This window comes from Mycobacterium sp. OAE908 (genome assembly GCF_017872775.1).
Taxonomy (GTDB): Bacteria; Actinomycetota; Actinomycetes; order Mycobacteriales; family Mycobacteriaceae; genus Mycobacterium.
Map to the genome: position 1 here is coordinate 1612052 of NZ_JAGGJL010000001.1, position 22530 is coordinate 1634581.

The following is a 22530-nucleotide window of genomic DNA, read 5'->3' on the forward strand; positions in this document are numbered from 1 at the left end:
GCTGCGGCGTTACCCAATTCCCAGAAAAGTGGGCCACCTAACAAATCGCTGAACGTCACGGTCCCGTCGCGGGCATGCCGGTATAGGGCGCGCCCTTTGGTGGCGGTATTTCGAGTCCGCAGCGGACGAGCTCATACATCGGAACGCGATTAATTCGGTAACTGGTGAATTCTGGCGAGTGCAACAGGTTGGACGCGAACCTTCGCAGACCCATCGGACCACGCACCGCGGTCAGCATGGCGTCGGTCGCGGGGCACTTCAGCGCGGCCCTGGCCTGTAGCACCCAGTCCTCGTCCAGGTAGGGCGGAATGAACGGCGGCATCGTCAGGAACGGCCCGTCGGCCACGGCCCAGTCGGGAAACAGGTTCTTGTCGTGTCCGATGCGGCCGTCGGTCAGGCGTTGCGTGTGCGCCGCCAACGGGTTTGCCAGGCCGATCTGGTCGAGGACCCGCACGTCCAACCCGACGTTCATGCCAAGCATGCCGAGGTTGGTGAAAAACACTGTGTGCGGGCCTTTGTAGTCCTTGCGCACATCGGCAGGCATGTCGGGCGGCGGCGGAACGGCGGGCACCACGTCCCATTGGTCATAGTTGCCCGACGGCAGCAGCAGCGCGCCGTCCGGAGTGTTGTTCAACGCGACCAGCACAGCCCGCATACGCGGATAGTCAAGGTAGTCAGCGGCGGTCAACGGATGCGGGTTGCCGGTCGCCTGCGAGTAGAACCGGCGTTCGTCGACGATGCCGGTGTAGGTGACGCGGGTCGCGTCGGACCCCATCCCGGGCGAGTTGGCAGCCCACAGCGACCACGCCGCCACCGCGAGCCACAGCACACCCGTCGCGCCGGCGAACAAATATGCTGGGCCCCTTGGCATTTGAGCACCGTCGGGCAGCGCCATGGGGATGACGGCCACCGGCGCCAGCAGACAGAACAACGGTGTGAGCAGCACACGGCCGTGCATGAAGTCGCCGCCCTGGCGAATCCAGTAGATGGCCTGCAGCAGCCCACTGACCAGCATGAAAATCACGACAGCAGAAGGGCTTTGCACTCTACGCGCCAACCAGGTGTAGCCGGGTGGCGTTGCGCGGCGGATCCACCACGGCCTGCCGCGAGTGGCCAACGCGACCAGGCCGAGCCCGACGAGCAGTATCGCAGGAGCCCACAGCAGATATGGACGGTTGAAGTTGGCCAGGTACACAAAGCCTTGTGTCCATTTGGATCCCGACGCATCCTTGGCGATGGCCGTGCTCGGGTAGAGCAGGCCGTAATAGCCCATCCGGAAGATCTGATAGCCCACCGGTAGCAGGCCGCCCGCGACGATGATCAGCACGCGCCGTCGCCAGCCACGGGCGGCCACGAGCATCATGACCAGTGCGAGCCCGCCGATGAGCGCCAACTCCGGACGCACCAGGACGCTCAGCCCCGCGACGAACGCCAGTGCCGCATCGAAATATCGGCTGACGACATTGGTGGCGGGCGGCGGCACGGGCGGGCCCGCATAAGGCGCTCTGCGGAGCGTCGGGGGGGCGCCGCGACGCGGCATCGGTTGCTGTTGGGGGACGGAAACGGCGCGCAAGGCCTGCGACCAGCAGACCATCATCCACCACAGCAGGCCCAAATACGCCATCACCAAACCGTTTTCGAGACCGGACGTGGCGAAGTCGCGGGCGGGCGGAACCGCGATGTAGACCAGCGCGCCCGCAGGCAGCAGCAGCGCGCGTCGACCGCGCAGCCCGGGGGCGTAGAGCCTGCCCGCGCCGAGCATCGCCAGCGCCATGCCGGTGACACTGAGCACCAGCGCGACGACCAGCGCGACGTACTCAAGCCGCACCGGGCCGCCGACCCAACCACCGAGGGTGATCAGGTAGGTCCAGATCGTCGACGTGTTGGCCTCCACGCGCTCGCCCGCGTTGAACACCGGACCGTTGCCTGCCAAGAGGTTTCGCACCGTGCGCAACACGATCAGGCCGTCGTCGGCGATCCAGCGACGCTCCCACGCACCCCAGCCGAACAGTGCGCAGACCACGACCACGCCGAGCCACAGGCTGATGCGTGCCGTCACGTCATACGGAAACGCCGGCCACCGGGCCAGGCGCTCAGCGGCCGGAGTCCGGATTCGCTCAGCTGAGGAAGACTGCGGCACCGATGGTTCCGATCCACGCCAGCAGGAGGAGTTGCAGCACACGGTCCTTCGACGCGATCTCCTCCGGCTCACCGGCCAACCCGCCGTCGACGTCAACCGCGTAACGGAGGACTGCGATCGTGATCGGAATGATGGTCACCGCATACCAGGACGCGTTGGTGCCGTCGCGCTCGAAGGCCCATAGCGCATAGCACAACACCATCGCCCCCGCCGACAGTGTCCAGACGAACCGCAGGTAAGAAGCGGTGTAGCTCTCGAGCGACTTGCGGATCTTGGCGCCGGTTCGCTCGGCGAGTTGTAGTTCGGCGTAACGCTTTCCGGCCACCATGAACAGCGACCCGAAGGTCATCACCAACAGGAACCACTGCGACAGCGGGATACCCGTTGCAGCGCCACCTGCAATCGCGCGAATCAGGTAAGCAGAGGACACGATGCAGATGTCGAGCACGGCCTGATGCTTGAGTCCGAAGCAGTAAGCCATCTGCATCGCGATGTAGATCGCGATCACGATCACGAGGTTCAGCGAGGCCAGGTACGAAATGCCCAGTGCCGCAACGCCGAGCACGACCGCGACGGTATAGGCAAGCCAGACCGGCACCACGCCCGCCGCGATCGGCCGGAACCGCTTCGTCGGGTGCTGGCGGTCCGCTTCGACATCGCGGACGTCGTTGACCAGATACACCGTCGAGGCGGCCAATGAGAACGCCACGAACGCGATCAAGACTTTGACCGCGACCTCGCGATAGTCGTAGTGAACGTTCCCGCCGAGCGCGGCCACCGGTGCCAGCAGCACCAGTAGGTTCTTCATCCACTGCCGCGGCCGGATCGCCTTGATGACGCCGGTGACGAGATTCTTTGGTGGGCCCTTGACCGGTGCCGGTTCTTCACTCATCTGCTGGGCGCTCTCTGCACTGCTGTCACTTGAGATGCTCATCGATCCCCTCCAACCCGATCAGCGACGGCTCCGACCGTCTTCGCGACCACCGCCCCGACCGCGACGCCGGTGAGCACGTCGCTGGGGTAATGCACGCCAAGAACCAAGCGGGACAACGCCATCGGCGGCACCAGCACCACAGGCAACGGCAGGCCGGTGGTGCGCGCCAGCAAGATCGACGCTGCAGTGGTGGACGTGGCGTGCGCAGAAGGGAAGCTCAACCGGCTCGGGGTGCCGACGTTGACGGCGACTGCCGGGTGGTGCGGGCGCTCCCGCTTGACCACCCGCTTGATCACCACGGCGGCGGCGTGCGCGATGAACGCTCCCGCGCCTACCGCAAGCCACGCCTTGCGGCGGCGCGGTTGCAGCAGCGCGCCCAGCGCGGAAACCGCCACCCAGCCGATGCTGTGCTCGCCGAAATGCGAGAGTGCACGTGCACCTGCCAGCACACCGGGCCGGTCGGCCAGCGCCGACTGCACGGCCACCAGCGCGGCTTCCTCGCCTCGAGGCTCGTCAGCCATTGGCCGGCGACGATTCCAGCAGCACCGTTTCCCATTTCTGCTTGCTCGACAGCACCGGGAGCGCCTCGCGGTAGACCCTGCGCATCTTGTTGAACTTGCGGGCGAGGAGCAACTGCCGCCGCAGCGACTCACGAAGCAGCTCAAACATTTTCGCGCGGTCACGCTGGCGATAGACCACTCCGCGACCGTCGGCGGTGGTGACCGTGACGCCGTCGACCCGGCACAGCGAGAACCACCGGGCGTCCTGCGTCGCGACATTGACCTGCGGGCGGCGATGGTGCTCGGGGTCGTGCGCCTTGAGCTGATGAATGACGCCGCGGGTCAACCGGTACGAGATCGACAACGCGTTCGTCGGGATGGTGACCTTCTTGCGCCAGCGCTTATCCGACGGTGGCGGCAGGGCTGTGGCACCCGGCAGCACCACGGCGTCTGGGTAGCCCTGGCGCATCTTGCGTACCTCGGGCAGCGCCGATTCCAGAATCGAGAAGATGTGCTCCGGGCCGGCCAGGAAATCGTCCATCGCCTTGTTCTGAATCGCGACGGTCGAATACTCAAGGCAGAGCAGGTGTTTGAACGTCGCCTTGAGGTGGCTCGCCAGCAGCCCCATGACGTTGCCGTCCCAGTGCATGGCCGCGACAACCAATCGGTTGCGCAGATGGAAGTAGGCCTGCCAATCGATGGCGTCGTCCTTGTCGCTCCACGCCATGTGCCAGATCGCGGCACCGGGCAGCGTGACGGTCGGATAGCCGTGCTCACCGGCGCGCAACCCGTAGTCGGCGTCGTCCCACTTGATGAACAGGGGCAGCGGCTGGCCGAGCTCCTCGGCGACCTGGCGCGGGATCATGCACATCCACCAGCCGTTGTAGTCGACGTCGATGCGGCGGTGCAGCAGTCGGCTGCGGTATTCCTCTTCGTCGTTGAGCCGATACTTCGCGAAGTTGTGGTCGTACTCGGTGTTGACGGCGTTGGTCCACATGAAGTTCTCTGCGTCGACCATCTCGCCCATCACGTGTAGATGCGACGGCTCCTGCAGATTGAGCATCTGACCGCCGACCAGTGTCGGCGTCTTGGCGAACCGGTTCATCGCCAATGCCCGCAGGATCGAGTCGGGCTCGATGCGGATGTCGTCGTCCATGAACAGGATCTGTTCGCAGTCAGTGTTTTTCAGCGCCTCGTACATCACCCGGCTGTATCCACCGGAGCCGCCGAGGTTGGGCTGGTTGTGGATGGTCAGCCGGTTGCCCAGCGCTGCGGCCGCCGCGGCGAAGCCTGGGTGGTCGACGGCTTTCTGGGTACCCTGGTCGGACACGATCACCGCGCCGATGACGTTGTCCACCAACGGATCTGAGGTCAGCGCGGCCAGCGCGTTGACGCAGTCGGCGGGCCGGTTGAACGTCGGGATGCCGACTGCGACGTTGGCCCGGCCCGGCGCAGGCACCGGCGCGTACCAACCGGCGCTGTGCAAAGTGACCTTGGAATTGGTGGTGATGTCGAACCAGATCCAGCCGCCGTCCTCGAACGGATCGAGACCGATCTCGAACTCGACCACCGCGGGTTCGTCGGAGTCACCGCTGGAGGCCGGCGCGCCGCCGACCGTGATCCGGGCGCCGGTGGCCTTGGACCGGTAGACGTCGACGCGGGCACTGCCGGTCAACTCGACGCGCAGCACAACCGACTCGAGCACCGACCAACGCCGCCAGTAGCTGGCGGGAAAGCCGTTGAAGTAGGTGGCGAACGAGACCTCGGACTCCGCGCCGATCTCGAGCGTGGTGCGGGTCGGCGCATGCGCGCGCCTGGCGTTGGTGTCCGACTCCTCGATGTACAGCTTGCGGACGTCCAGCGGCTCGCCCGGTCTCGGCAGGATGACACGGGAGAGAAGGCTGACCGCCTTGGATTCCGCGGCGTCGAGCGCGCCGGACGGGATGTCACTCATGCGCTGTTGCTTTCTGTGCCGTTTTCGGTCAGGGGGGCGCCGTCACGCAGGTGCGGCGCGAGTGTGTTGTCGTACATATTCAGCGCACTGGCGATCGCCATGTGCATGTCGAGGTACTGGTAGGTGCCCAGCCGGCCGCCGAACAACACCTTCGATGATGCCGTCTCGGCCTTGGCCCGCGCACGGTACGCGCCGAGCACAGCCCGGTCGGCTTCGGTGTTGATCGGGTAATAGGGCTCGTCCTCGGCATCGGCGAATCGGGAGTACTCCCGCATGATCACCGTCTTGTCGGTCGGATAGGCCCGCTCCGGGTGGAAGTGCCGGAACTCGTGGATGCGGGTGTAGGGCACGTCTTCGTCGTTGTAGTTCATCACCGGGGTGCCCTGGAAATCACCGGTGTCCAGGACCTCGACCTCGAAATCGAGTGTGCGCCAACCCAACCGGCCGTCGGCGTAGTCGAAGTAGCGGTCCAGCGGGCCGGTGTAGACCACGGGCGCGTCGGGACTTTCCGCCCGCAGCCCGTCGCGCACGTCGAACCAGTCGGTATCCAGCCGCACCTCGATGCGGTCGTCGGCCGCCATGTTCTTCAGCCAGGCGGTGTAGCCGTCGGCGGGCAGACCCTCGTAGGTGTCGTTGAAGTAGCGGTTGTCGAAGGTGTAGCGAACCGGCAGCCGGGTGATGTTGGCTGCGGGCAGTTCCTTGGGGTCGGTCTGCCACTGCTTGGCGGTGTAGCCCTTGACGAACGCCTCGTAGAGCGGTCGGCCGATCAGCGAGATCGCCTTTTCCTCGAGGTTCTGCGCGTCTTCGGTCTTGATCTCGGCCGACTGCTCCTTGATCAGCTGGCGCGCTTCGTCGGGGGTGAAGTACTTGCCGAAGAACTGCGACACCAGACCAAGGCCCATCGGGAACTGGTACGCCTGGCCGTTGTGCAGCGCGAAGACGCGGTGCTGGTAGCCGGTGAACTCGGTGAACTGGCGCACGTAGTCCCACACCCGCTGATTGGAGGTGTGGAACAGGTGTGCGCCGTACTTGTGCACCTCGATACCGGTCTGCGGCTCGGGTTCGGAGTACGCGTTGCCGCCGATGTGCGGGCGGCGCTCGACTACGAGGACACGCTTGTCCAGTTGCGTCGCCACGCGCTCGGCAATCGTCAGACCGAAAAACCCGGAACCGACGACAAATAGATCAAAACGAGCGGTCATCGGCAGCAAGGGTATCCGACCGCTCCGGCGCGCCCCGAATCCACGGAGGGCCGAAGGTTGCGATCGGCTCACAATTCCGTATCGCCACTTTGGTCTCACTAGTCACACCAGTACCGTCGATCACGTTAGTTCTTGGCGCAGTTGCCAAGCCCACGTACCAGACGTAGTCCATATATTGAGGAGACTTCCGTGCCGAACCGACGTCGACGCAGGCTTTCCACAGCCATGAGCGCGGTCGCCGCCCTGGCAGTCGCGAGTCCAGCAGCAGTTATCGCCGTGTCCGACTTGTCCGACAGCGCCGAGCCACCGACGCAGCACCGCCAGTTCGTCCAGGCCGCAATGATCACCGACCTGCCCAACGAGCTGATGTCGGCGCTGTCGCAGGGCCTGTCGCAATTCGGGGTCAACCTGCCCCCGATGCCGACGGGTCTGCTGACCGGCTCGGGCTCGAGCACGCCCGCGTCGTTGACCTCTCCTGGCCTCACCACACCGGGCCTGACCGCCCCCGGGTTGACCACACCGGGCCTGACCACACCGGGCCTGACCACGCCAGGTCTGACCACGCCAGGTCTGACGACACCGGGTCTGACGACACCAGGCCTGACGGCGCCCAGCGCCACCCTGCCGGGAGTCACCGCGACGGGTCCTGCCCTTACGGATCCCGCGCTGAGCAACCCCGCGCTGACGAACCCGGCGCTGACCAGCCCGACGGGTCAAGTTCCCGGGCTGGCGACGCCGGGTCTCACCACTCCGGCTGCCGGCGCCGTGGATCCGGCGCTGGCTTCGCCGATCTCCAACGCGGGGGCCCTGCCCGCGCCCGGCGAGGTGCCGATCTCCGCACCGATCGGGCTGGATCCGGCCGCGGGCACCTACCCGCTCCTCGGTGATCCGTCGCTGGCGGCTGCTCCTGCTGCCACCGGCGGCAGCGGTGGACTGCTCGGCGACCTGTCAAGCGCCGCCAACCAGCTTGGCGCGGGCCAGGCGATCGACCTGCTCAAGGGAGTTTTGATGCCGGCGATCATGTCAGCGGTCAAGCCGGCGGGCGCTCCGGCAGCGGATGCGGCTGCGGCGGCCACGTCGGCCATCCCCGCAGCGGCTGCCGCCCTGCCGGCGGGAGCACCGGAAATCCCGGGCCCCGGGCTCATCCCCGGCCTGTAAAGACCTGCAACCAGACGGCACCGCAGAAACGCCTTCAAGGCTCTGCGGTGCCGTTGCAGGTTGCGGTGTGCATTTAGTCACGGCAACTACCGTGTCGAAACACTGGTAACAACTGACACATACGTAACATCGGGCCGTGTCGTGCCGTCGTCCCGCGCCGTCGCTGCTGTTCACCGCGGTGGCGGCAACAGTCGTGATGCTGCCGCTGGCGGTCAACGGGCTGCCCGGCGACGACAAGCAGGCAAGCCAGGCGCCACAGGTCGCACAGCAGTCGCTGTCCGGGGTCGGCGGGGGCGAGACGCTCCGCGAGGTCCATCAGGACACGCCGTTCTCGATGGTGGCGCTGACGTCGGACGACCTGAGCGGCACCACGGCGAAGGTCAGGGCCAAGAAGGCTGACGGGTCGTGGGGTCCCTGGTACGACGCCGAGACACTCGAAGGCGTCGGCCCCGACTCTGCTGCGCCGCGCGGCACTGAGCCCATCTTCGTCGGCCGCACCACCACGGTGCAGATCTCGGTTACCAGACCGGCCGGGTCGGCGCCTACCGCCGGGCCGACGACTGCACCTGCCAAGCCCGGCCTCGGGTACATACCCGCCAATGTCGAGCAGCCGTTCGCACAGAACATCAACGCGGTGCTGATCAGCCCGCCGCAGGCACCCGTTGACACGTTGCCGCTGCCGTCGGCCGTCACCGTTCCCGGCCAGCCCCCCAACATCATCAACCGCGCGCAGTGGGGCGCCGATGAGGGAATGCGGTGCGGTAATACCGTGTACGACAATGGAATTCGGGCCGCCGTGGTCCATCACACCGCAGGCAGCAACGACTATGCTCCGGAGGATTCGGCAGGCATCGTCCGGTCGATCTACGAGTACCACACCCGCACGCTGGGTTGGTGCGACATCGCCTACAACGCGTTGGTCGACAAATACGGTCAGGTATTCGAGGGCCGCGCCGGCGGCATGGACAAACCGGTCGAGGGTTCACACACCGGCGGTTTCAACCGAAACACCTGGGGCGTGGCGATGCTCGGCGACTTCGACACCGTGCCACCGACTCCGATTCAGCTGCGCACCGTCGCCCGCCTGATCGGCTGGCGACTCGGCCTTGACCACATCGATCCTCGCGGCACGGTGGTATTGCCTTCTGCGGGTGGGTCATTCACCAAGTTCCCAACGGGTGCGACGCCGACGCTGCCGACGATCTTCACCCACCGCGACGTCGGCAACACCGACTGTCCCGGCAACGAGGCGTATGCACTGATGGACCAACTGCGCGATATCGCGGCGCGGTTCAACGACCCGCCGGGTCCCGCAGACCTGGCCGAATCCCTGCGCGGCGGAGCGATTTTCGCGCGGTGGGACACGATGGGCGGGATGAACAGCCTGCTGGGCAAGCCCACCTCGCCGGAGGCATCGGGCGAAGGTGCGGCACGTTACGTCACGTTCGACAAGGGTGCGATCTACTGGTCGCCGCAGAGCGGAGCCGAGCCCGTCACCGGTGAAATCTACAAGGCATGGGGATCGCTGGGCTTCGAGCGCGGCGCACTCGGCCTGCCGACCAGCGGGGAGATCCAGGAGCCGCAGTGGATCGTGCAGAACTTCCAGCACGGCACACTGAACTTCGATCGCGAGAAGGGTACGGTGACGCGGGTAATCGACGGCGTCCCATTGGAATTGCCGCCGCCCTCGATCGAGGCCGCGCCCATTCAGCTCGAGCGGTTCAGGCCGATCAACCCGGCCTAGTCTTCCGCCCGTCAGCCCCACCAGCGTTCGAGCACGCGCGCGAGACCGTCTTCGGTGTTGGGCGCGGTGACCTCGTTGGCCGCGGCCACCGCATCCGGATGGGCGTTACCCATCGCGACGCCGAGGCCGGCCCAGGACAACATCGGCACATCGTTGGGCATGTCACCGAATGCGACGACGCGCTCGGCGGTGATTCCCAGGGGGCGCGCTAGCTCCTCGACGCCGGTGGCCTTGCTGATGCCGAGCGGAACGACCTCGATAAGGCCATTGTTGGTAGAATACGTGAGATCGCCCTGTTGCCCAACATGTTTGGCCAACGCCTCGGCCATTTCGGAGCTGCGGGCACCGGACTTACGGATCAGCAGCTTGACCGCGGGGGCGCTGAGCAGATCCTCGATGGACACCTCGGTGTTGTCGGGGTTCAACCAGGCATGTTCATAACCGGGTGAGCTGACGAACTGCGGGGTGGCGGCGTCGTGCGCGCTGGTGCCGACGCGCTCGACGGCCAGCCCCGCGCCGGGGATGACGCGGGTGGCGATCTCAGCCAACTCACCAAGCACGTCGGCGGAAAGTGTGCGGGCCGACACGATGCGGTCGGTGGCGGGGTCGTATATCACTGCGCCGTTGGCGCACACCGCCATTGGGGCGAAGCCCAGCGCATCGACCACGGGCTGCACCCAGCGCGGCGGGCGACCGGTGGCGAGCACAAAAGTCGCGCCGGCAGCGACGGCCGCCGATACGGCCTCGCGAGTTCGGGCAGTGACCTTCTCATCGTCGTCGAGCAGCGTGCCGTCCACGTCGGAGGCAATGAGGTCAGGAGTCACCGGTGACTCTTCGCCTCACGCTCGGCCCGCTTACGCGCACGCTCGGCCAACTCCGCCTCGTCAAGCGCCTTGGCCTGTGCCAAAGTCGGTGCGCTGCCGCCCAACCGACGCGGCACCCAATACGCACCCTCGGGATGCGGATAGTCCAGCTGCACCTTGTGCAGCAATACCGTCATCGCCTCGCGCATCGCATCGCTTGTCTCATCCATGGTGGCCGACGCACGCAGAGGAGCTCCCACCGCGACAGTCACCGGGATTTTGCTCTTGCGCCGCATGTCTTTTGGGTGATCCTTGGTCCAGCGCCGGTGCACCCCCCACACGATCAGCGGGATGATCGGCACGTCGGCATCGCGGGCCATCCTGGCTGCGCCCGTCTTGAACTCCTTCAGTTCGAAGCTGCGGCTGATGGTCGCTTCTGGGTACACCCCGACGATTTCACCGGCCCTCAGTCGGTCGACTGCGACGGCGTACGCACCTGCGCCGGCGCGGCGGTCCACGGGGATGGTGCCGGAGTGCTTGATCAGGAAGTTGACGACCTTCACGTCCTGCATCTCCGCCTTGATCATGAACCGCATCCGTCGGCGCCGCTGGTAGGCGGCCAGCGCCGCAGGGGCCCAGTCGAGGTAGCTCGTGTGGTTGATCGCGATGACGGCACCGCCGCTTTCCGGGATGTTTTCCAGACCCTGGTAGGTGATCGTCGTCCCGATGACTTTGGTCGCTGTGTCGACGGCAATCTCGAGCGCGCGGAAAACCGGCTCCATGCTGCTACCCCGGCGCCTCGGTGGGGTCGGCTCGTTGCGCGCGACGGGCGGCTTTCTCTGCCGCCTCCTCGGCATCCATCCGGTTGGCCTCGGCCAGCGTCGGTGCTCCCCCGCCCAGCCGGTGTGGCACCCAGAACTCGCCGGGCGGATGCGGGCCGTATTCGTCTTGCACCCGTTCGAGCAGATGCTGCATCCGAGAGTGCAGCAGCGCCGTCAGCTCCGTTGCCGGCAGGGTCGGCATGATCGGCTCGCCGACCGCGACGGTGATCGGCACCTTCGGGCGCCACATCTTCTTCGGGTGGCCCTTGGTCCAGATGCGCTGCGCGCCCCAGACGATGTGCGGCACGATCGGCACGTCGCAGGCCAGGGCCATTCGGGCTGCCCCGGACTTGAACTCCTTGATCTCAAAGCTGCGGCTGATCGTGGCCTCTGGATAGACGCCGACCAGTTCGCCGTCCTTGAGCGCACGGCAGGCGTGCTCGAACGACGCGGCGCCGTCATGGCGATCCACCTCGATGTGCCGCAGGCTGCGCATGATCGGGCCGCTGACCTTGCTGTCGAAGACTTCCTTCTTGGCCATGAACCGGACCTTGCGGCCGAGGTGCTGCTTGTAGGCGGGCAGCCCGGCGAAGGTGAAGTCGAAGTAGCTGGTGTGGTTGATCGCGATGACGGCACCGCCGGTGCGGGGCAGGTTCTCCACGCCGGTGACGGTGAACTTCAGCCCCTGCACGCGCCACACCAGGCGGGCGAGCTGGATGACAGTTCCGTATACCGGTTCCACATCAGGCAGCCTAGTCGGGTGAGCGTTCCCATCGAACCCGTGCCGGTTCCGGAGATCGTCGAGCGCATCGCAGCGGGCCGGATGGTCGTCGCGGCGTGGGACTCGTCCGAGGACGATCAGGACCCGCTGGCGGGCTAGACTCGCGCGAGCGACTATACCGCAAAGAAAGGGCATTAGTGCAGGTCACCAGCGTCGGGCATGCGGGATTCCGGATCGACACGAAGGCCGGAAGCATCCTGTGCGACCCGTGGGTCAACCCCGCGTACTTCGCGTCGTGGTTCCCGTTCCCCGACAACAGCGCGCTGGACTGGGACGCTCTCGGCGACGTCGACTATCTGTACGTGTCGCATCTGCACCGCGACCACTTCGACCCGCGGAACCTGCGCGAGCACGTCAACAAGGACGCCGTCGTGCTGTTGCCCGACTTCCCGGTGCCCGACCTGCAACGCGAACTCGAGAAGGTGGGTTTTCACCGGTTCTTCGAGACGACGGACTCGGTCAAGCATCGCGTCAGCGGCCCCAAGGGTGATCTCGACGTGATGATCATCGCGCTGCGGGCGCCTGCCGACGGGCCGATCGGCGACTCCGGCTTGGTGGTCGACGACGGAGAAACGGTGTGCTTCAACATGAATGACGCACGCCCCGTCGACCTCGACGTGTTGCACGCCGACTTCGGTCAGGTTGACGTGCACATGCTGCAGTACTCCGGCGCGATCTGGTACCCGATGGTCTACGACATGCCTGCGCGCGCCAAGGAAGCCTTCGGCACCCAGAAGCGTCAGCGGCAGATGGACCGCTGCCGCCAGTACATCGCGCAGGTGGGTGCGGCCTGGGTGGTGCCGTCGGCGGGCCCGCCGTGCTTCCTCGACCCGGCGCTTCGCGACCTCAACGACGACCACGGCGACCCCGCCAACATCTTCCCGGACCAGGCGGTGTTCCTCGACCAGATGCGCGCGCACGGCCATGACGGCGGCCTGCTGATGATGCCCGGGTCGACAGCGGATTTCACTGGGACGCAGCTGAATTCCCTGACCCATCCGCTGCCCGAAGACGAAGTGCAGGCCATCTTCACGACGGGCAAGGCCGCCTACATCGAGGCCTACGCACAGCGGATGGCGCCCGTGCTGGCGGCGGAGAAGGCGAGCTGGGCGCCCGCGGCGGGCGAACCTCTGCTGGAGCCGCTGCGAGTGGTGCTCGAACCGATCATGCTGCAGAGCGATCAGATCTGCGACGGTATCGGGTATCCGGTCGAACTTCGGCTACAGGGCGGCGGCCATCAAGAGGCCGTTGTGCTGGATTTCCCGAAACGGGTGGTGCGCGAGCCGATTCCGGACGAGAAGTTCCGATATGGGTTCGGCATCCCGCCGGAACTGGTGCGCACTGTCCTGCGGGACAACGAGCCGGACTGGGTGAACACCATCTTCCTGTCGACGCGGTTTTCGGCATGGCGGGTCGGGGGTTACAACGAGTACCTCTACACGTTCTTCAAATGCCTCACCGATGAGCGGATCGCCTACGCCGACGGCTGGTTCGCCGAGGCGCACGACGACACCGCGTCGATCACCTTGGACGGCTGGGAGATTCAGCGCCGCTGCCCCCACCTGAAGGCCGACCTTTCGAAGTTCGGCGTGGTCGAGGGCACCAAGCTGACGTGCAATCTGCACGGCTGGGAGTGGAACCTGGAGACCGGTCGCTGCCTGACCACCAAGGGCCATGAGCTCCGGAGCACACGCAAGTGACCGCTCCGCGACAGTACTACGACGACGGCCTGATCCAGCTCGACCGCGAGGCAATCACATTGCGGCGCTATCACTTTCCGTCAGGAACGTCGAAGATCATCCCGCTGAGTGCAATCCGCGGATACAAGGCCGAGTCCCTTGGCCTGTTCACCGAGCGCTTCCGGATCTGGGGCAGCACCGATCCGCGCCGCTGGATGCCGCTGGACGTGTGGCGCCCGATCAAGTCGACCCTGGTGACGCTCGACGTGCCGGGAGTGCGACCGAGCCCCGCGTTCACCCCGCAACGCCCGCAGGAGTTTCTGGCGCGGCTCGACGAGCTGCTGAAGAACTAGAAGTCCTCTGGGTGTACTTCGATCGGCGCACCGTGGGGTGTGCGGGCCGCGGCCTGACGCCACGCTTGTAGCCAGTCCGTTCTTTCGGCCTCAGTGGTCACGCCCTTTTCTGCGAGCAACCCCTCCAACGCCGCGAGCCAATTGCGGTAGTACTCACTCGCGTCACCGTGCGCCTCGCCGGCGGCGATCTTCGCGCCAAGCGTCTCGCTCCATTCCTGCCAGCTGTACAGGCCGCGCTCATGCAGGGCCACGGTGAGCGCGAAAGCCTTTGCCTGCCAAGGCTCTTCGAATACGAGATGGTCGGATCCGGTCATTCGTGCTCCAGGTATGGTTCCCAGGCATCGATGGACACAGTGAGCCGCGGGTCGCCGTCTGACCACAGGTCGGAGGCGCGGAACACGACGGTGTAGAGCCATTGCGGCTGTTCGCCCTCACCGCTGGCATTCGTATCGGCGAAAACGTGCACCCCGTTGATGCGCTCAATTCGTCCGACCTTGCCGCGCGCATAGCCCGGCAACCGGGTGTGATGAGGCACTGCGTGTGCACGCGTTCGCACCCGTTGACCGACCGCGAACGCCGGCGTGGTCGCTGCTGGGCGCTCGGTCGGGGCGCCTCGCGCCAGCACGTTGTCGACCTCCTCGGCCAGCAGTTTGTTCGCCACCGGCTTCGCTGGGCCTAGCGAATGGCCCGCTTCGATTTCCTCGGCGGAAACCATTTTCCGGTCGGCGAGCAACTCGAACAGCGCGCCTGCCCACCGTTCGTAGTAACTGCGTTGGTCGTAATCAGGCAGCGTCTCTCGTGCTGCGCGGCTCATGTCGAGGTTCCATGCGCCCGTCGCGCCGAGCGCCAGCGTCATCGCCAGCACACGTGGTTCCCAATCCGCATGCCACAGTTGGCCTTCGGGCTCCGGCACGATGGCGCCCTTCACCTGCCGGCCGCCGATGTCGGCGTGACTGACGTAATCGTCGGTCATGTCGATGCCGCGACGCCGGCGAGGCCGGTGCCGATCATCGAGTCGCGGGTAACCAAGTCGGCCAAAGACTCTTCGTCCATGCCGTCGGTGCCGCCCGGCCGCATCGGCACGACGAGGTACCGGACCTCGGCTGTCGAATCCCACACGCGGATTTCGGTCTCTGAATCCAATACCAGTCCGAACTCGGCCAGCACACCGCGCGGATCGCGGACCGCACGCGCGCGATACGCCGCGCTTTTGTACCAACTCGGTGGCAGCCCGAGAACCGCCCACGGATAGCAGCTGCACAAGGTGCAGACGACCAGGTTGTGCACCCGTGGGGTGTTGGCGACGGCGACCATGTGCTCGCCCTGGCGCCCGCCGTACCCGAGGGACGCGATCGCCGCGGTGGCGTCGCGCATCAGCCAGCTGTCGAATTGCGGGTCCGCCCAGGCGCGGGCGACCACCCGCGCCCCGTTTCGCGGGCCGATGCGAGTTTCGTATGCCTCGATGAGCGCATCGAGCGCCGCCGCATCGACGTAGCCCTTCTCGATCAGCACGCTCTCCAGTGCACGGACCCGGAGGTCCATGTCTCCGAGGTGACTCCCGCCCATGGGGTGAGGGTACGACTCTCGGTTTCTCAGCGTTTCGGTTCAAGCACCTCGGCGCCGACATACGGCACCAGCGCCTCGGGAATGCGCACGCTGCCGTCGGGCTGCTGGTGGTTCTCCAGGATCGCCACCAACCACCGGGTGGTGCCCAACGTTCCGTTGAGCGTCGCCGCGGTCTGCGGCTTACCGTTCTCGTCGCGGTAGCGCACCGACAACCGTCGCGCCTGGAACGTGGTGCAGTTCGACGTCGAGGTCAACTCGCGGTAGGTGCCCTGCGTCGGAACCCATGCCTCACAGTCGAACTTGCGCGCCGCCGATGAGCCCAAATCGCCTGCAGCGACGTCGATTACGCGGTACGGCACCTCGATGTGCGCCAGCATTTGTCGCTGCCAGCCGAGCAGCCGTTCGTGTTCGGCCTCGGCGTCCTCCGGCTTGCAGTAGACGAATCCCTCGACCTTGTCGAACTGGTGCACGCGGATGATGCCGCGGGTGTCCTTGCCGTAGCTGCCCGCCTCGCGGCGAAAGCACGACGACCAGCCGGCATAACGCAGCGGGCCGTCGGACAGGTCGAGGATCTCGTCGGCGTGATACCCCGCCAGCGGCACCTCGGACGTGCCGACCAGATACAGGTCGTCGGCCTCGATGCGGTACACCTCGTCGGCGTGCGCTCCCAGGAAGCCGGTGCCCGCCATCACCTCGGGGCGCACCAGCACCGGTGGGATGACGAGCGTGAAGCCGTTGGCCGTCGCCAGCCGCACCGCGAGCTGCAGCAGGCCCAGCTGCAGCAGCGCTCCCGCTCCGGTCAGGAAGTAGAACCGCGAGCCGGACACCTTCGCGCCGCGCTCCATGTCGATCAGGCCGAGCGCCTCGCCGAGTTCGAGGTGGTCCTTCGGGTTTTCGATGGCCCGCGGTTCCCCGATGGTGTCGAGCACCGCGAAGTCGTCCTCGCCGCCGGCGGGAACCCCGTCGATGACGACGTTCGAGATCGCCATATGCGCTGCGGTGAAAGCGTTTTCGGCCTCGGCCTGCTCGGCCTCGGCCTTCTTGACCTTCTCAGCGAACGCCTTCGCCTGCTCCAGCAGCGCCGGCCGCTCGTCGGGCGACGCCTTGCCCACCTGCTTGCTGACGGCCTTCTGCTCTGCGCGCATGTTGTCGGCGGTCGACACCGCGGACCGGCGAGCGGAGTCGGCTTCGAGCAACGAATCGACGAGCGCCGGGTCTTCGCCGCGGGCCCGCTGAGACGCGCGCACTACGTCCGGATTTTCGCGCAGCAGCTTGAGGTCGATCACGGCCGCAACCCTACTTTTGATGGTGGGCCGCGGCGCCGTCGGCCCCGCTCAGCCACAACCTCATAACGTTACAACTGCAACTATTGTCACAGCGCCTGACACGCCTGTCACAATGGAGCGGATGTTGGAGGCACCCGAGCGCTTGACTGACAGCGCTTTGCGCGCCGAACGCGAAGATGGGCAGCCGTCGGACCGGGTCGCGTGGTGGCAGAGTCTGCACGCTACGTCGACGCGCCGCGTGCTGCTGTTGACCGCGCTCGGCGGCCTGTTGATCGCCGGATTGATCACCGCGCTACCGACCAAAGACGGCGCCAACGGCCTGACGGCCAACTCGATCTCGCTCGGCCCCCGTGGCAACGAAACGTTCAACCACGCGAAGGCCGGCGACTGCCTGAGCTGGCCGGAGCGCACGCCCGATGCGGCCGAGATCGTCGACTGCAAGGGCGACCATCGCTTCGAGGTCGCCGAGTCGGTCGACATGCGTACGTTCCCCGGCAGCGAATACGGTCCGGACGCGGCGCCGCCATCACCGGGGCGCATTCAGCAGATCAGCCAGGAACAGTGCTCGGCGGCCGTCAAGAACTATCTCGGCAACCGCTTCGACCCGAACAGCCGCTTCACGGTCAGCATGCTGTGGTCGGGCGACAAGGCGTGGCGGCAGTCGGGTGAGCGACGCATGCTGTGCGGGCTGCAGCTGCCGGGGCCGAACAACCAGCAGTTGGCGTTCAAGGGCAAGGTCGCCGACGTCGACCAGTCGAAGGTGTGGCCGGCAGGCACCTGCCTCGGCATCGACCCGGGCACCAACCAGCCCACCGACATTCCCGTCGACTGCGCGGCGCCGCACGCGATGGAGGTCACCGGCGCAGTCAACCTCGCCGAGAAGTTCCCCGAGGCGCTGCCGCCCGAGGCCGAGCAGGACGGCTTCATCAAGGACGCCTGCACCCGGATGACCGACGCCTACCTGGCGCCGATCCAGCTGCGCAGCACCACACTGACGCTGATCTACAGCACCATCTCGCTGCCGAGCTGGTCGGCAGGCAGCCACCAGGTGTCGTGCAGCATCGGCGCCACCCTCGGCAACGGCGGCTGGTCGACGCTGCTGAACAGCGCCAAGGGCCAACTGATGATCAACGGCCAGCCGCCCGTCGCACCACCCGACATCCCGGTCGACCGGCTGAATCTTCCGCCGATCCCGGCGATCGAGCCGCAGATGCCGGACTCGTCGGACTCATCGTCATCGTCGTCGTCGTCCTCGTCGTCGAGCGGCAGCCAGAGCGATTCGGGCCAGCAGACCCAGCACATGCCGGGACAGCAGTCGACGGGCTCCACCCAGACCACGCAACCGTCGACGGCTGCGCCTGCCCCGCCCGCGGGCAACACATTCCTCAACGGGCCACCGCCGCCTCCTGGCGCGCCGCAGGACGGGCCGCCACCGCCGGAAGGTGCTGCCCCGCCGCCAGCCGAGGGCGCGCCGCCACCGGCGGGCGCACCACCTGGGCCGCCGCCTGGCGAGCCGGTGCTGCTGCCACCGCCAGGGCAGTAACCGCGTGGCCGTTCGGATGAGCCCGCAACGGTTTGACGAGCTGGTCTCCGACGCACTCGATTTGATTCCAGGCGAGCTCGCCGCGGCAATCGACAACGTCGTGGTGCTCGTGGAAGACCGCAACCCCGACGAGCCCGACCTGCTCGGCCTGTATCACGGCGTGGCGCTGACCGAACGCGATTCGTGGTACGCCGGCTCGCTCCCCGACACGATCACCATCTACCGCGACGCCCTGCTCGACGTCTGCCACGACGAGGCCGAGGTGGTCGACGAGGTGGCGATCACGGTCATCCACGAGATTGCGCACCACTTCGGGATCGACGACGAACGGCTACACGAACTGGGTTGGGGCTAGGCGCGGCAACCACACTTCGTGACGGCCCAGTGCCATTCTTGGGCCATGAGTACGGAGTGCCGCGAGTGTCTGGCGGGGCTCGAGCATTGCCATGGCACCGTCATTCATCACGCCTGGTTCCGGTCGGAGTGCACCGAGGACGGCTGCGTCACCCCAGAGGTGATGCACGCATTCAGCGTCGACTGCGACGCGCTCGGCTGCACGTGCAGTATCCGGGCGTCAGCCCATCGGGTCAGCTGACGACAGCGCATCCTCGACCGGATGCACATCCGGCTCGGGATAGAACGGCGGCGTCAGCTTCGACCACTGCACGCAGCTCCATCGGCCGTCGGTGATAGGCGCCAGCACAACGGACTCGGCGTTGGGCAGGTGATGGTCGAGAACGAAGCTGCCGTCGACCCCGGCCAGCACGGCAGACACCAGCCGGATGGCCGCGCCGTGGCTGACGACGACGATGTCGCCGTGCCACGCGGCGTCGTCGAGGTAGCGCATCCGCAGCTGCGTCAGCACCGGCACATAACGGTCGAGCACCTCGTTGCCTGTCTCGCCGCCGGGCATCGACACATCCAGGTCGCCCTCGTGCCACCGCTGATAGACCGTCTCGAACTCGGCGATCGCCTCGTCGTCCTTACGGTCCTCGAGGTCACCCACCTGTACCTCGTGAATGCCCTCGAATTCATGTGGCGGCAGGCCGAGTTCGCCGCTGATCTCCTCGGCGGTCTGCGCGGCCCGCACGGCCACCGAGTGCACGAGCATCCCGGCGGGGTGTGCCAACTCGCGGGCGAAGGTGCGGGCCTGTTGGCGGCCGAGGTCGGTCAGTTCGGCGCCGGGCGGTCGGGTGTCCAGCCGACGGTCGACGTTGCCGTGCGACTGTCCGTGTCGAACCAAGACAAGCCGACCGGTCACTGCTTGCCCTCCCGCAGCTGTGTCAGCCAGCGTGCCGCCTCGTCGAGTTCCGGCGGCGTCGAACCGGCGGCCGACCCCGTCGGCCATGAACCTAGAAATCTCACGTCTGCACAACGTCGGTGCAACGCCTTGAGTGCCTCGGCGACGGCTTCATCCTCGAGGTGTCCGACACAGTCGAGGAAAAAGAAGTACGTGCCCAACTCCTTTCGCGTGGGCCGCGATTCGATGCGCGTGAGATCGATATCGCGGATCGCGAACTCGGTGAGCGCCGACACCAGCGCACCGGGCACGTTGTCGAGCCACAGCACCACCGAGGTGCGGTCGGAGCCGGTGCGGTCAGGTGGCGGCGCGGGCCGACCCGCCAGCACGAAGCGCGTGCGCGCGTTGGGTTCGTCGACGACACCGGCGGCCAGCGTCGAAAGGCCGTAGCGTTCGGCGGCCAGCGCCGTGCTCACTCCGGCGTCGGCGCGGCCGTCGGCAACATCCTGCGCGGCCGCGGCATTCGAATTGGCAGGCACCACTTGTGCTTTCGGCACGTGGTCGGCGAGCCAATGCCGCACCTGGGCCGCGGCCACCGGAAACGCCGCCACGCTCGCCACGTCGGCGGCAGCCGTACCCTTTCGCACGACGATGGAGAACGACACCTCCAGCGTCAGTTCGGCGAAGATCTGCAGCGGTGTTCCGGTGGCGAGGTGGTCCATGGTCGGCAGCACCGGTCCCTCGATCGAGTTCTCGATCGGCACGCACGCGTAGTCGGCTTCGCCGGAGCGGACCGCAGCAAGGGCCGCAGGCGTGCTCTCGGTGGGCATCGGCGTGATGCCCTCCGGCGAGACAGTGCCGGGCACCAGACCATTGGCCGAGATCTTCAGCAACGCCGCTTCGGTGAAGGTCCCTTCGGGTCCGAGATAGGCGATGCGCGGCACATTTCAACCCTATCCGTTGTCGCAGGGACGCCCCGGATGCCGCGGCGGTAGGGCTTGCGTCACCTCTGTCATTCCAGTTAAGTAAGGCTTACCTCACTTACACGAAAGGCGACGCGATGACAGGTGCGGCACCGACGACGGCCGAGCGGATCCGCAGTGCGTGCATGCGGGCCGGCGGCGCGATGCTCGCCGTCGAGGGTCTCGAACCCACCTGCACGCCGGTTCATCACCTGCTCGACGACGGCTCGTTCGCGATCACGGTCCCTGGCGACGGCATCCTCGCCGAGATGGTGCTGGCGGCGGGCAGCGCGGGTGTCCAGGCGGTTCTGGAGATGACCGACTACGCCCCGCTGCCACTGCGCGAGCCGGTGCGCTCGCTGGTGTGGATCCGCGGCAGGCTGCACGGCGTCTCCGACAGCGAAGTCGCCGGTCTGCTCGACCTGATAGCGGCCGATGATCCCAATCCTGCTCTGCTGGAAGTTAATTCGCAGTCGACGCTGATGCGGCTGGAGATCGAGTCGGTCGTGGTGGCGGACTCCTCAGGCGCCGAAGCGATCAGCGTCGCCGCACTGCTGGGTGCCAGGCCCGACCCGTTCTGCGCGATGGAGTCGTGCTGGCTCAAGCACATGGAATCCGCGCACCGCGAGGTCGTCGACAGGCTCGCCAGCCGGCTGCCGTCCCCGCTGCGGCGTGGCCGCGTACGCCCGCTTGGCCTCGACCGTTACGGCGTGCAGTTGCGCGTGGAGGGCGACGACGGCGATCACGACGTGCGACTGCCGTTCGCCAAACCGGTCGACGACGTGACGGGGCTGAGCCAAGCGATTCGCATCTTGATGGGCTGCCCGTTCCTCAACGGGCTGCGCGCCCGGCGACTGTAGGGAGGTGGCGGCCGCTAGCGTGGCTCCGGTGACTGGGCCACCCGACGAGCTGAGCAATCCGCAGCGGCGAGGCATGCGCATCGAGATCGCCGTCGTGCTGGCCGTGACGTTCGGGATGTCGGCCTACACCGCGTTCCTGCAACTGATCGAGGCGGTGCTGCTCGGCCTTGCCGGCAGGCGGGTCGCGCTGAACCCGCGTCGATCACCGTTCGACCTCATCGATCTGGGCCTCAACCTCGCCGTCACCTTCCAGCTCGTCGCGTGGGGCGCGTTGGCCGTATACCTGTTGTGGCGCAGCGGTTTTGGCCTCGCGCAGATCGGACTCGGCAAGGTCCGCTGGCGACCGGACGTGCTCGGTGGTCTCGGCCTGGCGGCCGTGATCGGCCTGCCGGGACTCGGCTTGTACATGGCCGCGAGGGCGCTTGGCCTTTCGGCGCACGTCGAACCCGCGGAGCTCTACGACACCTGGTGGCGCATACCGGTGCTGCTACTGACGGCCTTCGCCAATGGCTGGGCCGAGGAAGTGGTCGTGGTCGCGTTCCTGCTGACCCGGCTGCGCCAGCTGCGCGTCAATCCCGTCGTCGCATTGTTGGCATCCAGCCTGCTGCGCGGCGCGTACCACCTCTACCAGGGCTTCAGCGCGGGACTGGGCAATGTCGTGATGGGCCTGATCTTCGGCTACGTATGGCAGCGCACCGGCAGGTTGTGGCCGCTGATCATCGCCCACGGAATCATCGACTCGGTCGCCTACGTCGGTTACGCGCTGGCGGCGGGGCATCTGAGCTGGCTGTCGTAAATTCAGACTGTGAACGACAACCGGCCGCCGGGTCGCGACCCAAGAGCGTATCGCCGGGAGCCGTCGCAAGTTATCCGGCGTGACCCGAACTACCGGCCACCACCGCCTGCCCAACCGAGGCCGCCCAACCCGCCCCCACCGCCCGCGCGTCGCCCCCCGCCGCCACCACCCCCGCGTCGGCCGCCGCCACCGGTGACACAGCAGCCAC

The 22530-nt window shown here is 66.8% G+C and carries 23 protein-coding genes and 1 pseudogene; 9 read left to right on the forward strand and 15 right to left on the reverse strand.

Going from position 1 to position 22530, the window contains the following annotated elements; all coding sequences use genetic code 11:
- Window positions 1–55: 55 nt before the first annotated feature.
- Genes J3E61_RS07865 through glf form a run of 5 tightly spaced genes read right to left on the reverse strand, consistent with a single transcriptional unit; the run spans window position 56 to window position 6739 of the window.
- A complete protein-coding gene (locus J3E61_RS07865; protein WP_210085472.1) occupies window positions 56–2089 on the reverse strand; it encodes a hypothetical protein in 2034 nt (677 codons plus the stop codon).
- A gap of 28 nt (window positions 2090–2117) precedes the next feature.
- Window positions 2118–3032: a decaprenyl-phosphate phosphoribosyltransferase gene (locus J3E61_RS07870; protein WP_192725235.1), complete on the reverse strand. Its 915-nt coding sequence runs from the start codon at window positions 3030–3032 to the stop codon at window positions 2118–2120.
- A gap of 38 nt (window positions 3033–3070) precedes the next feature.
- Window positions 3071–3595, reverse strand: coding sequence for a phosphatase PAP2 family protein (locus J3E61_RS07875; RefSeq protein ID WP_192724673.1), 525 nt, complete (start codon window positions 3593–3595; stop codon window positions 3071–3073).
- Entirely contained in the window at window positions 3588–5528 is a 1941-nt protein-coding gene (locus tag J3E61_RS07880; protein WP_210083183.1) for a glycosyltransferase, read from the reverse strand. The genes J3E61_RS07875 and J3E61_RS07880 overlap by 8 nt, the downstream gene beginning before the upstream one ends.
- A complete protein-coding gene (gene glf / locus J3E61_RS07885) occupies window positions 5525–6739 on the reverse strand; it encodes a UDP-galactopyranose mutase (RefSeq protein ID WP_210083184.1) in 1215 nt (404 codons plus the stop codon). Before glf ends, J3E61_RS07880 begins: the two co-directional genes overlap by 4 nt.
- Window positions 6740–6919: 180 nt before the next feature.
- On the opposite strand from glf, the gene J3E61_RS07890 reads away from it, so the two are divergent.
- Window positions 6920–7888 (forward strand): hypothetical protein, encoded by a 969-nt coding sequence (locus tag J3E61_RS07890; RefSeq protein WP_192724676.1) that lies wholly within the window; start codon window positions 6920–6922, stop codon window positions 7886–7888.
- Window positions 7889–8024: 136 nt separating this feature from the next.
- Window positions 8025–9632 carry an LGFP repeat-containing protein gene (locus J3E61_RS07895; protein ID WP_210083185.1) on the forward strand — a complete coding sequence of 536 codons (1608 nt, stop codon included), beginning with the start codon at window positions 8025–8027 and terminating at the stop codon, window positions 9630–9632.
- An 11-nt stretch (window positions 9633–9643) separates the two neighbouring features.
- Here the strand turns inward: J3E61_RS07895 and J3E61_RS07900 are convergent, their stop codons facing one another.
- The 3 genes from J3E61_RS07900 to J3E61_RS07910 are packed head-to-tail and all read right to left on the reverse strand — an operon-like array spanning window position 9644 to window position 11998.
- A complete protein-coding gene (locus tag J3E61_RS07900) occupies window positions 9644–10456 on the reverse strand; it encodes a Cof-type HAD-IIB family hydrolase (protein ID WP_192724678.1) in 813 nt (270 codons plus the stop codon).
- A complete protein-coding gene (locus J3E61_RS07905) occupies window positions 10453–11217 on the reverse strand; it encodes a 1-acyl-sn-glycerol-3-phosphate acyltransferase (RefSeq protein ID WP_210083186.1) in 765 nt (254 codons plus the stop codon). Before J3E61_RS07905 ends, J3E61_RS07900 begins: the two co-directional genes overlap by 4 nt.
- A gap of 4 nt (window positions 11218–11221) precedes the next feature.
- Window positions 11222–11998: a 1-acyl-sn-glycerol-3-phosphate acyltransferase gene (locus J3E61_RS07910; RefSeq protein WP_192724680.1), complete on the reverse strand. Its 777-nt coding sequence runs from the start codon at window positions 11996–11998 to the stop codon at window positions 11222–11224.
- Between the two features lie 176 nt (window positions 11999–12174).
- On the opposite strand from J3E61_RS07910, the gene J3E61_RS07915 reads away from it, so the two are divergent.
- Together J3E61_RS07915 and J3E61_RS07920 are read left to right on the forward strand one after the other, a co-directional pair.
- Window positions 12175–13737: an MBL fold metallo-hydrolase gene (locus J3E61_RS07915; RefSeq protein WP_210083187.1), complete on the forward strand. Its 1563-nt coding sequence runs from the start codon at window positions 12175–12177 to the stop codon at window positions 13735–13737.
- Complete coding sequence (locus J3E61_RS07920) at window positions 13734–14069, forward strand: hypothetical protein (protein WP_210083188.1); 336 nt, start codon at window positions 13734–13736, stop codon at window positions 14067–14069. The genes J3E61_RS07915 and J3E61_RS07920 overlap by 4 nt, the downstream gene beginning before the upstream one ends.
- Here the strand turns inward: J3E61_RS07920 and J3E61_RS07925 are convergent.
- The 4 genes and pseudogenes from J3E61_RS07925 to serS form a co-directional block, all read right to left on the reverse strand.
- Window positions 14066–14411, reverse strand: a pseudogene (locus J3E61_RS07925) (nitrile hydratase accessory protein). The gene J3E61_RS07920 and the pseudogene J3E61_RS07925 overlap by 4 nt on opposite strands.
- Window positions 14380–15042, reverse strand: coding sequence for a nitrile hydratase subunit beta (gene nthB, locus J3E61_RS07930; RefSeq protein ID WP_210083189.1), 663 nt, complete (start codon window positions 15040–15042; stop codon window positions 14380–14382). Before nthB ends, J3E61_RS07925 begins: the two are co-directional and overlap by 32 nt.
- A complete protein-coding gene (gene nthA / locus J3E61_RS07935) occupies window positions 15039–15635 on the reverse strand; it encodes a nitrile hydratase subunit alpha (protein WP_210083190.1) in 597 nt (198 codons plus the stop codon). Before nthA ends, nthB begins: the two co-directional genes overlap by 4 nt.
- A gap of 26 nt (window positions 15636–15661) precedes the next feature.
- Window positions 15662–16921, reverse strand: a complete 1260-nt coding sequence (serS, locus tag J3E61_RS07940; RefSeq protein ID WP_210083191.1) for a serine--tRNA ligase — start codon at window positions 16919–16921, stop codon at window positions 15662–15664.
- 112 nt (window positions 16922–17033) lie between these two features.
- On the opposite strand from serS, the gene J3E61_RS07945 reads away from it, so the two are divergent.
- Genes J3E61_RS07945 through J3E61_RS07955 form a run of 3 tightly spaced genes read left to right on the forward strand, consistent with a single transcriptional unit; the run spans window position 17034 to window position 19059 of the window.
- The gene (locus tag J3E61_RS07945; protein WP_210083192.1) at window positions 17034–18464 is read left to right on the forward strand and encodes a septum formation family protein; all 1431 of its coding nucleotides are present in this window, start codon (window positions 17034–17036) and stop codon (window positions 18462–18464) included.
- A gap of 4 nt (window positions 18465–18468) precedes the next feature.
- On the forward strand, window positions 18469–18819 hold the full coding sequence (locus J3E61_RS07950) for a metallopeptidase family protein (protein ID WP_210083193.1): 351 nt from the start codon (window positions 18469–18471) through the stop codon (window positions 18817–18819).
- Between the two features lie 45 nt (window positions 18820–18864).
- Complete coding sequence (locus J3E61_RS07955) at window positions 18865–19059, forward strand: hypothetical protein (protein WP_210083194.1); 195 nt, start codon at window positions 18865–18867, stop codon at window positions 19057–19059.
- On the opposite strand, the gene J3E61_RS07960 is transcribed toward J3E61_RS07955, so the two are convergent.
- Together J3E61_RS07960 and pheA are read right to left on the reverse strand one after the other, a co-directional pair.
- Window positions 19039–19725 carry a histidine phosphatase family protein gene (locus J3E61_RS07960; protein WP_192724687.1) on the reverse strand — a complete coding sequence of 229 codons (687 nt, stop codon included), beginning with the start codon at window positions 19723–19725 and terminating at the stop codon, window positions 19039–19041. The genes J3E61_RS07955 and J3E61_RS07960 overlap by 21 nt on opposite strands.
- Window positions 19722–20648, reverse strand: coding sequence for a prephenate dehydratase (gene pheA, locus J3E61_RS07965; protein WP_210083195.1), 927 nt, complete (start codon window positions 20646–20648; stop codon window positions 19722–19724). Before pheA ends, J3E61_RS07960 begins: the two co-directional genes overlap by 4 nt.
- 116 nt (window positions 20649–20764) lie before the next feature.
- On the opposite strand from pheA, the gene J3E61_RS07970 reads away from it, so the two are divergent.
- Window positions 20765–21526, forward strand: coding sequence for a DUF2470 domain-containing protein (locus J3E61_RS07970; protein WP_210083196.1), 762 nt, complete (start codon window positions 20765–20767; stop codon window positions 21524–21526).
- 28 nt (window positions 21527–21554) lie between these two features.
- Window positions 21555–22322 (forward strand): CPBP family intramembrane metalloprotease, encoded by a 768-nt coding sequence (locus J3E61_RS07975; RefSeq protein WP_210083197.1) that lies wholly within the window; start codon window positions 21555–21557, stop codon window positions 22320–22322.
- A 70-nt stretch (window positions 22323–22392) separates the two neighbouring features.
- Here the strand turns inward: J3E61_RS07975 and J3E61_RS07980 are convergent, their stop codons facing one another.
- Window positions 22393–22530: a hypothetical protein gene (locus tag J3E61_RS07980; RefSeq protein WP_210083198.1), complete on the reverse strand. Its 138-nt coding sequence runs from the start codon at window positions 22528–22530 to the stop codon at window positions 22393–22395.

What these genes read in the sequence shown, in the direction of transcription:
- J3E61_RS07870 (WP_192725235.1), bottom strand. Translation starts at nt 3,032, where the DNA reads ATGAGTGAAGAACCGGCACCGGTCAAGGGCCCACCAAAGAATCTCGTC.
- J3E61_RS07875 (WP_192724673.1), bottom strand. Translation starts at nt 3,595, where the DNA reads ATGGCTGACGAGCCTCGAGGCGAGGAAGCCGCGCTGGTGGCCGTGCAG.
- J3E61_RS07880 (WP_210083183.1), bottom strand. Translation starts at nt 5,528, where the DNA reads ATGAGTGACATCCCGTCCGGCGCGCTCGACGCCGCGGAATCCAAGGCG.
- J3E61_RS07905 (WP_210083186.1), bottom strand. Translation starts at nt 11,217, where the DNA reads ATGGAGCCGGTTTTCCGCGCGCTCGAGATTGCCGTCGACACAGCGACC.
- nthB (WP_210083189.1), bottom strand. Translation starts at nt 15,042, where the DNA reads ATGACCGACGATTACGTCAGTCACGCCGACATCGGCGGCCGGCAGGTG.
- nthA (WP_210083190.1), bottom strand. Translation starts at nt 15,635, where the DNA reads ATGGGCGGGAGTCACCTCGGAGACATGGACCTCCGGGTCCGTGCACTG.
- J3E61_RS07945 (WP_210083192.1), top strand. Translation starts at nt 17,034, where the DNA reads ATGGAGCGGATGTTGGAGGCACCCGAGCGCTTGACTGACAGCGCTTTG.
- J3E61_RS07955 (WP_210083194.1), top strand. Translation starts at nt 18,865, where the DNA reads ATGAGTACGGAGTGCCGCGAGTGTCTGGCGGGGCTCGAGCATTGCCAT.
- J3E61_RS07970 (WP_210083196.1), top strand. Translation starts at nt 20,765, where the DNA reads ATGACAGGTGCGGCACCGACGACGGCCGAGCGGATCCGCAGTGCGTGC.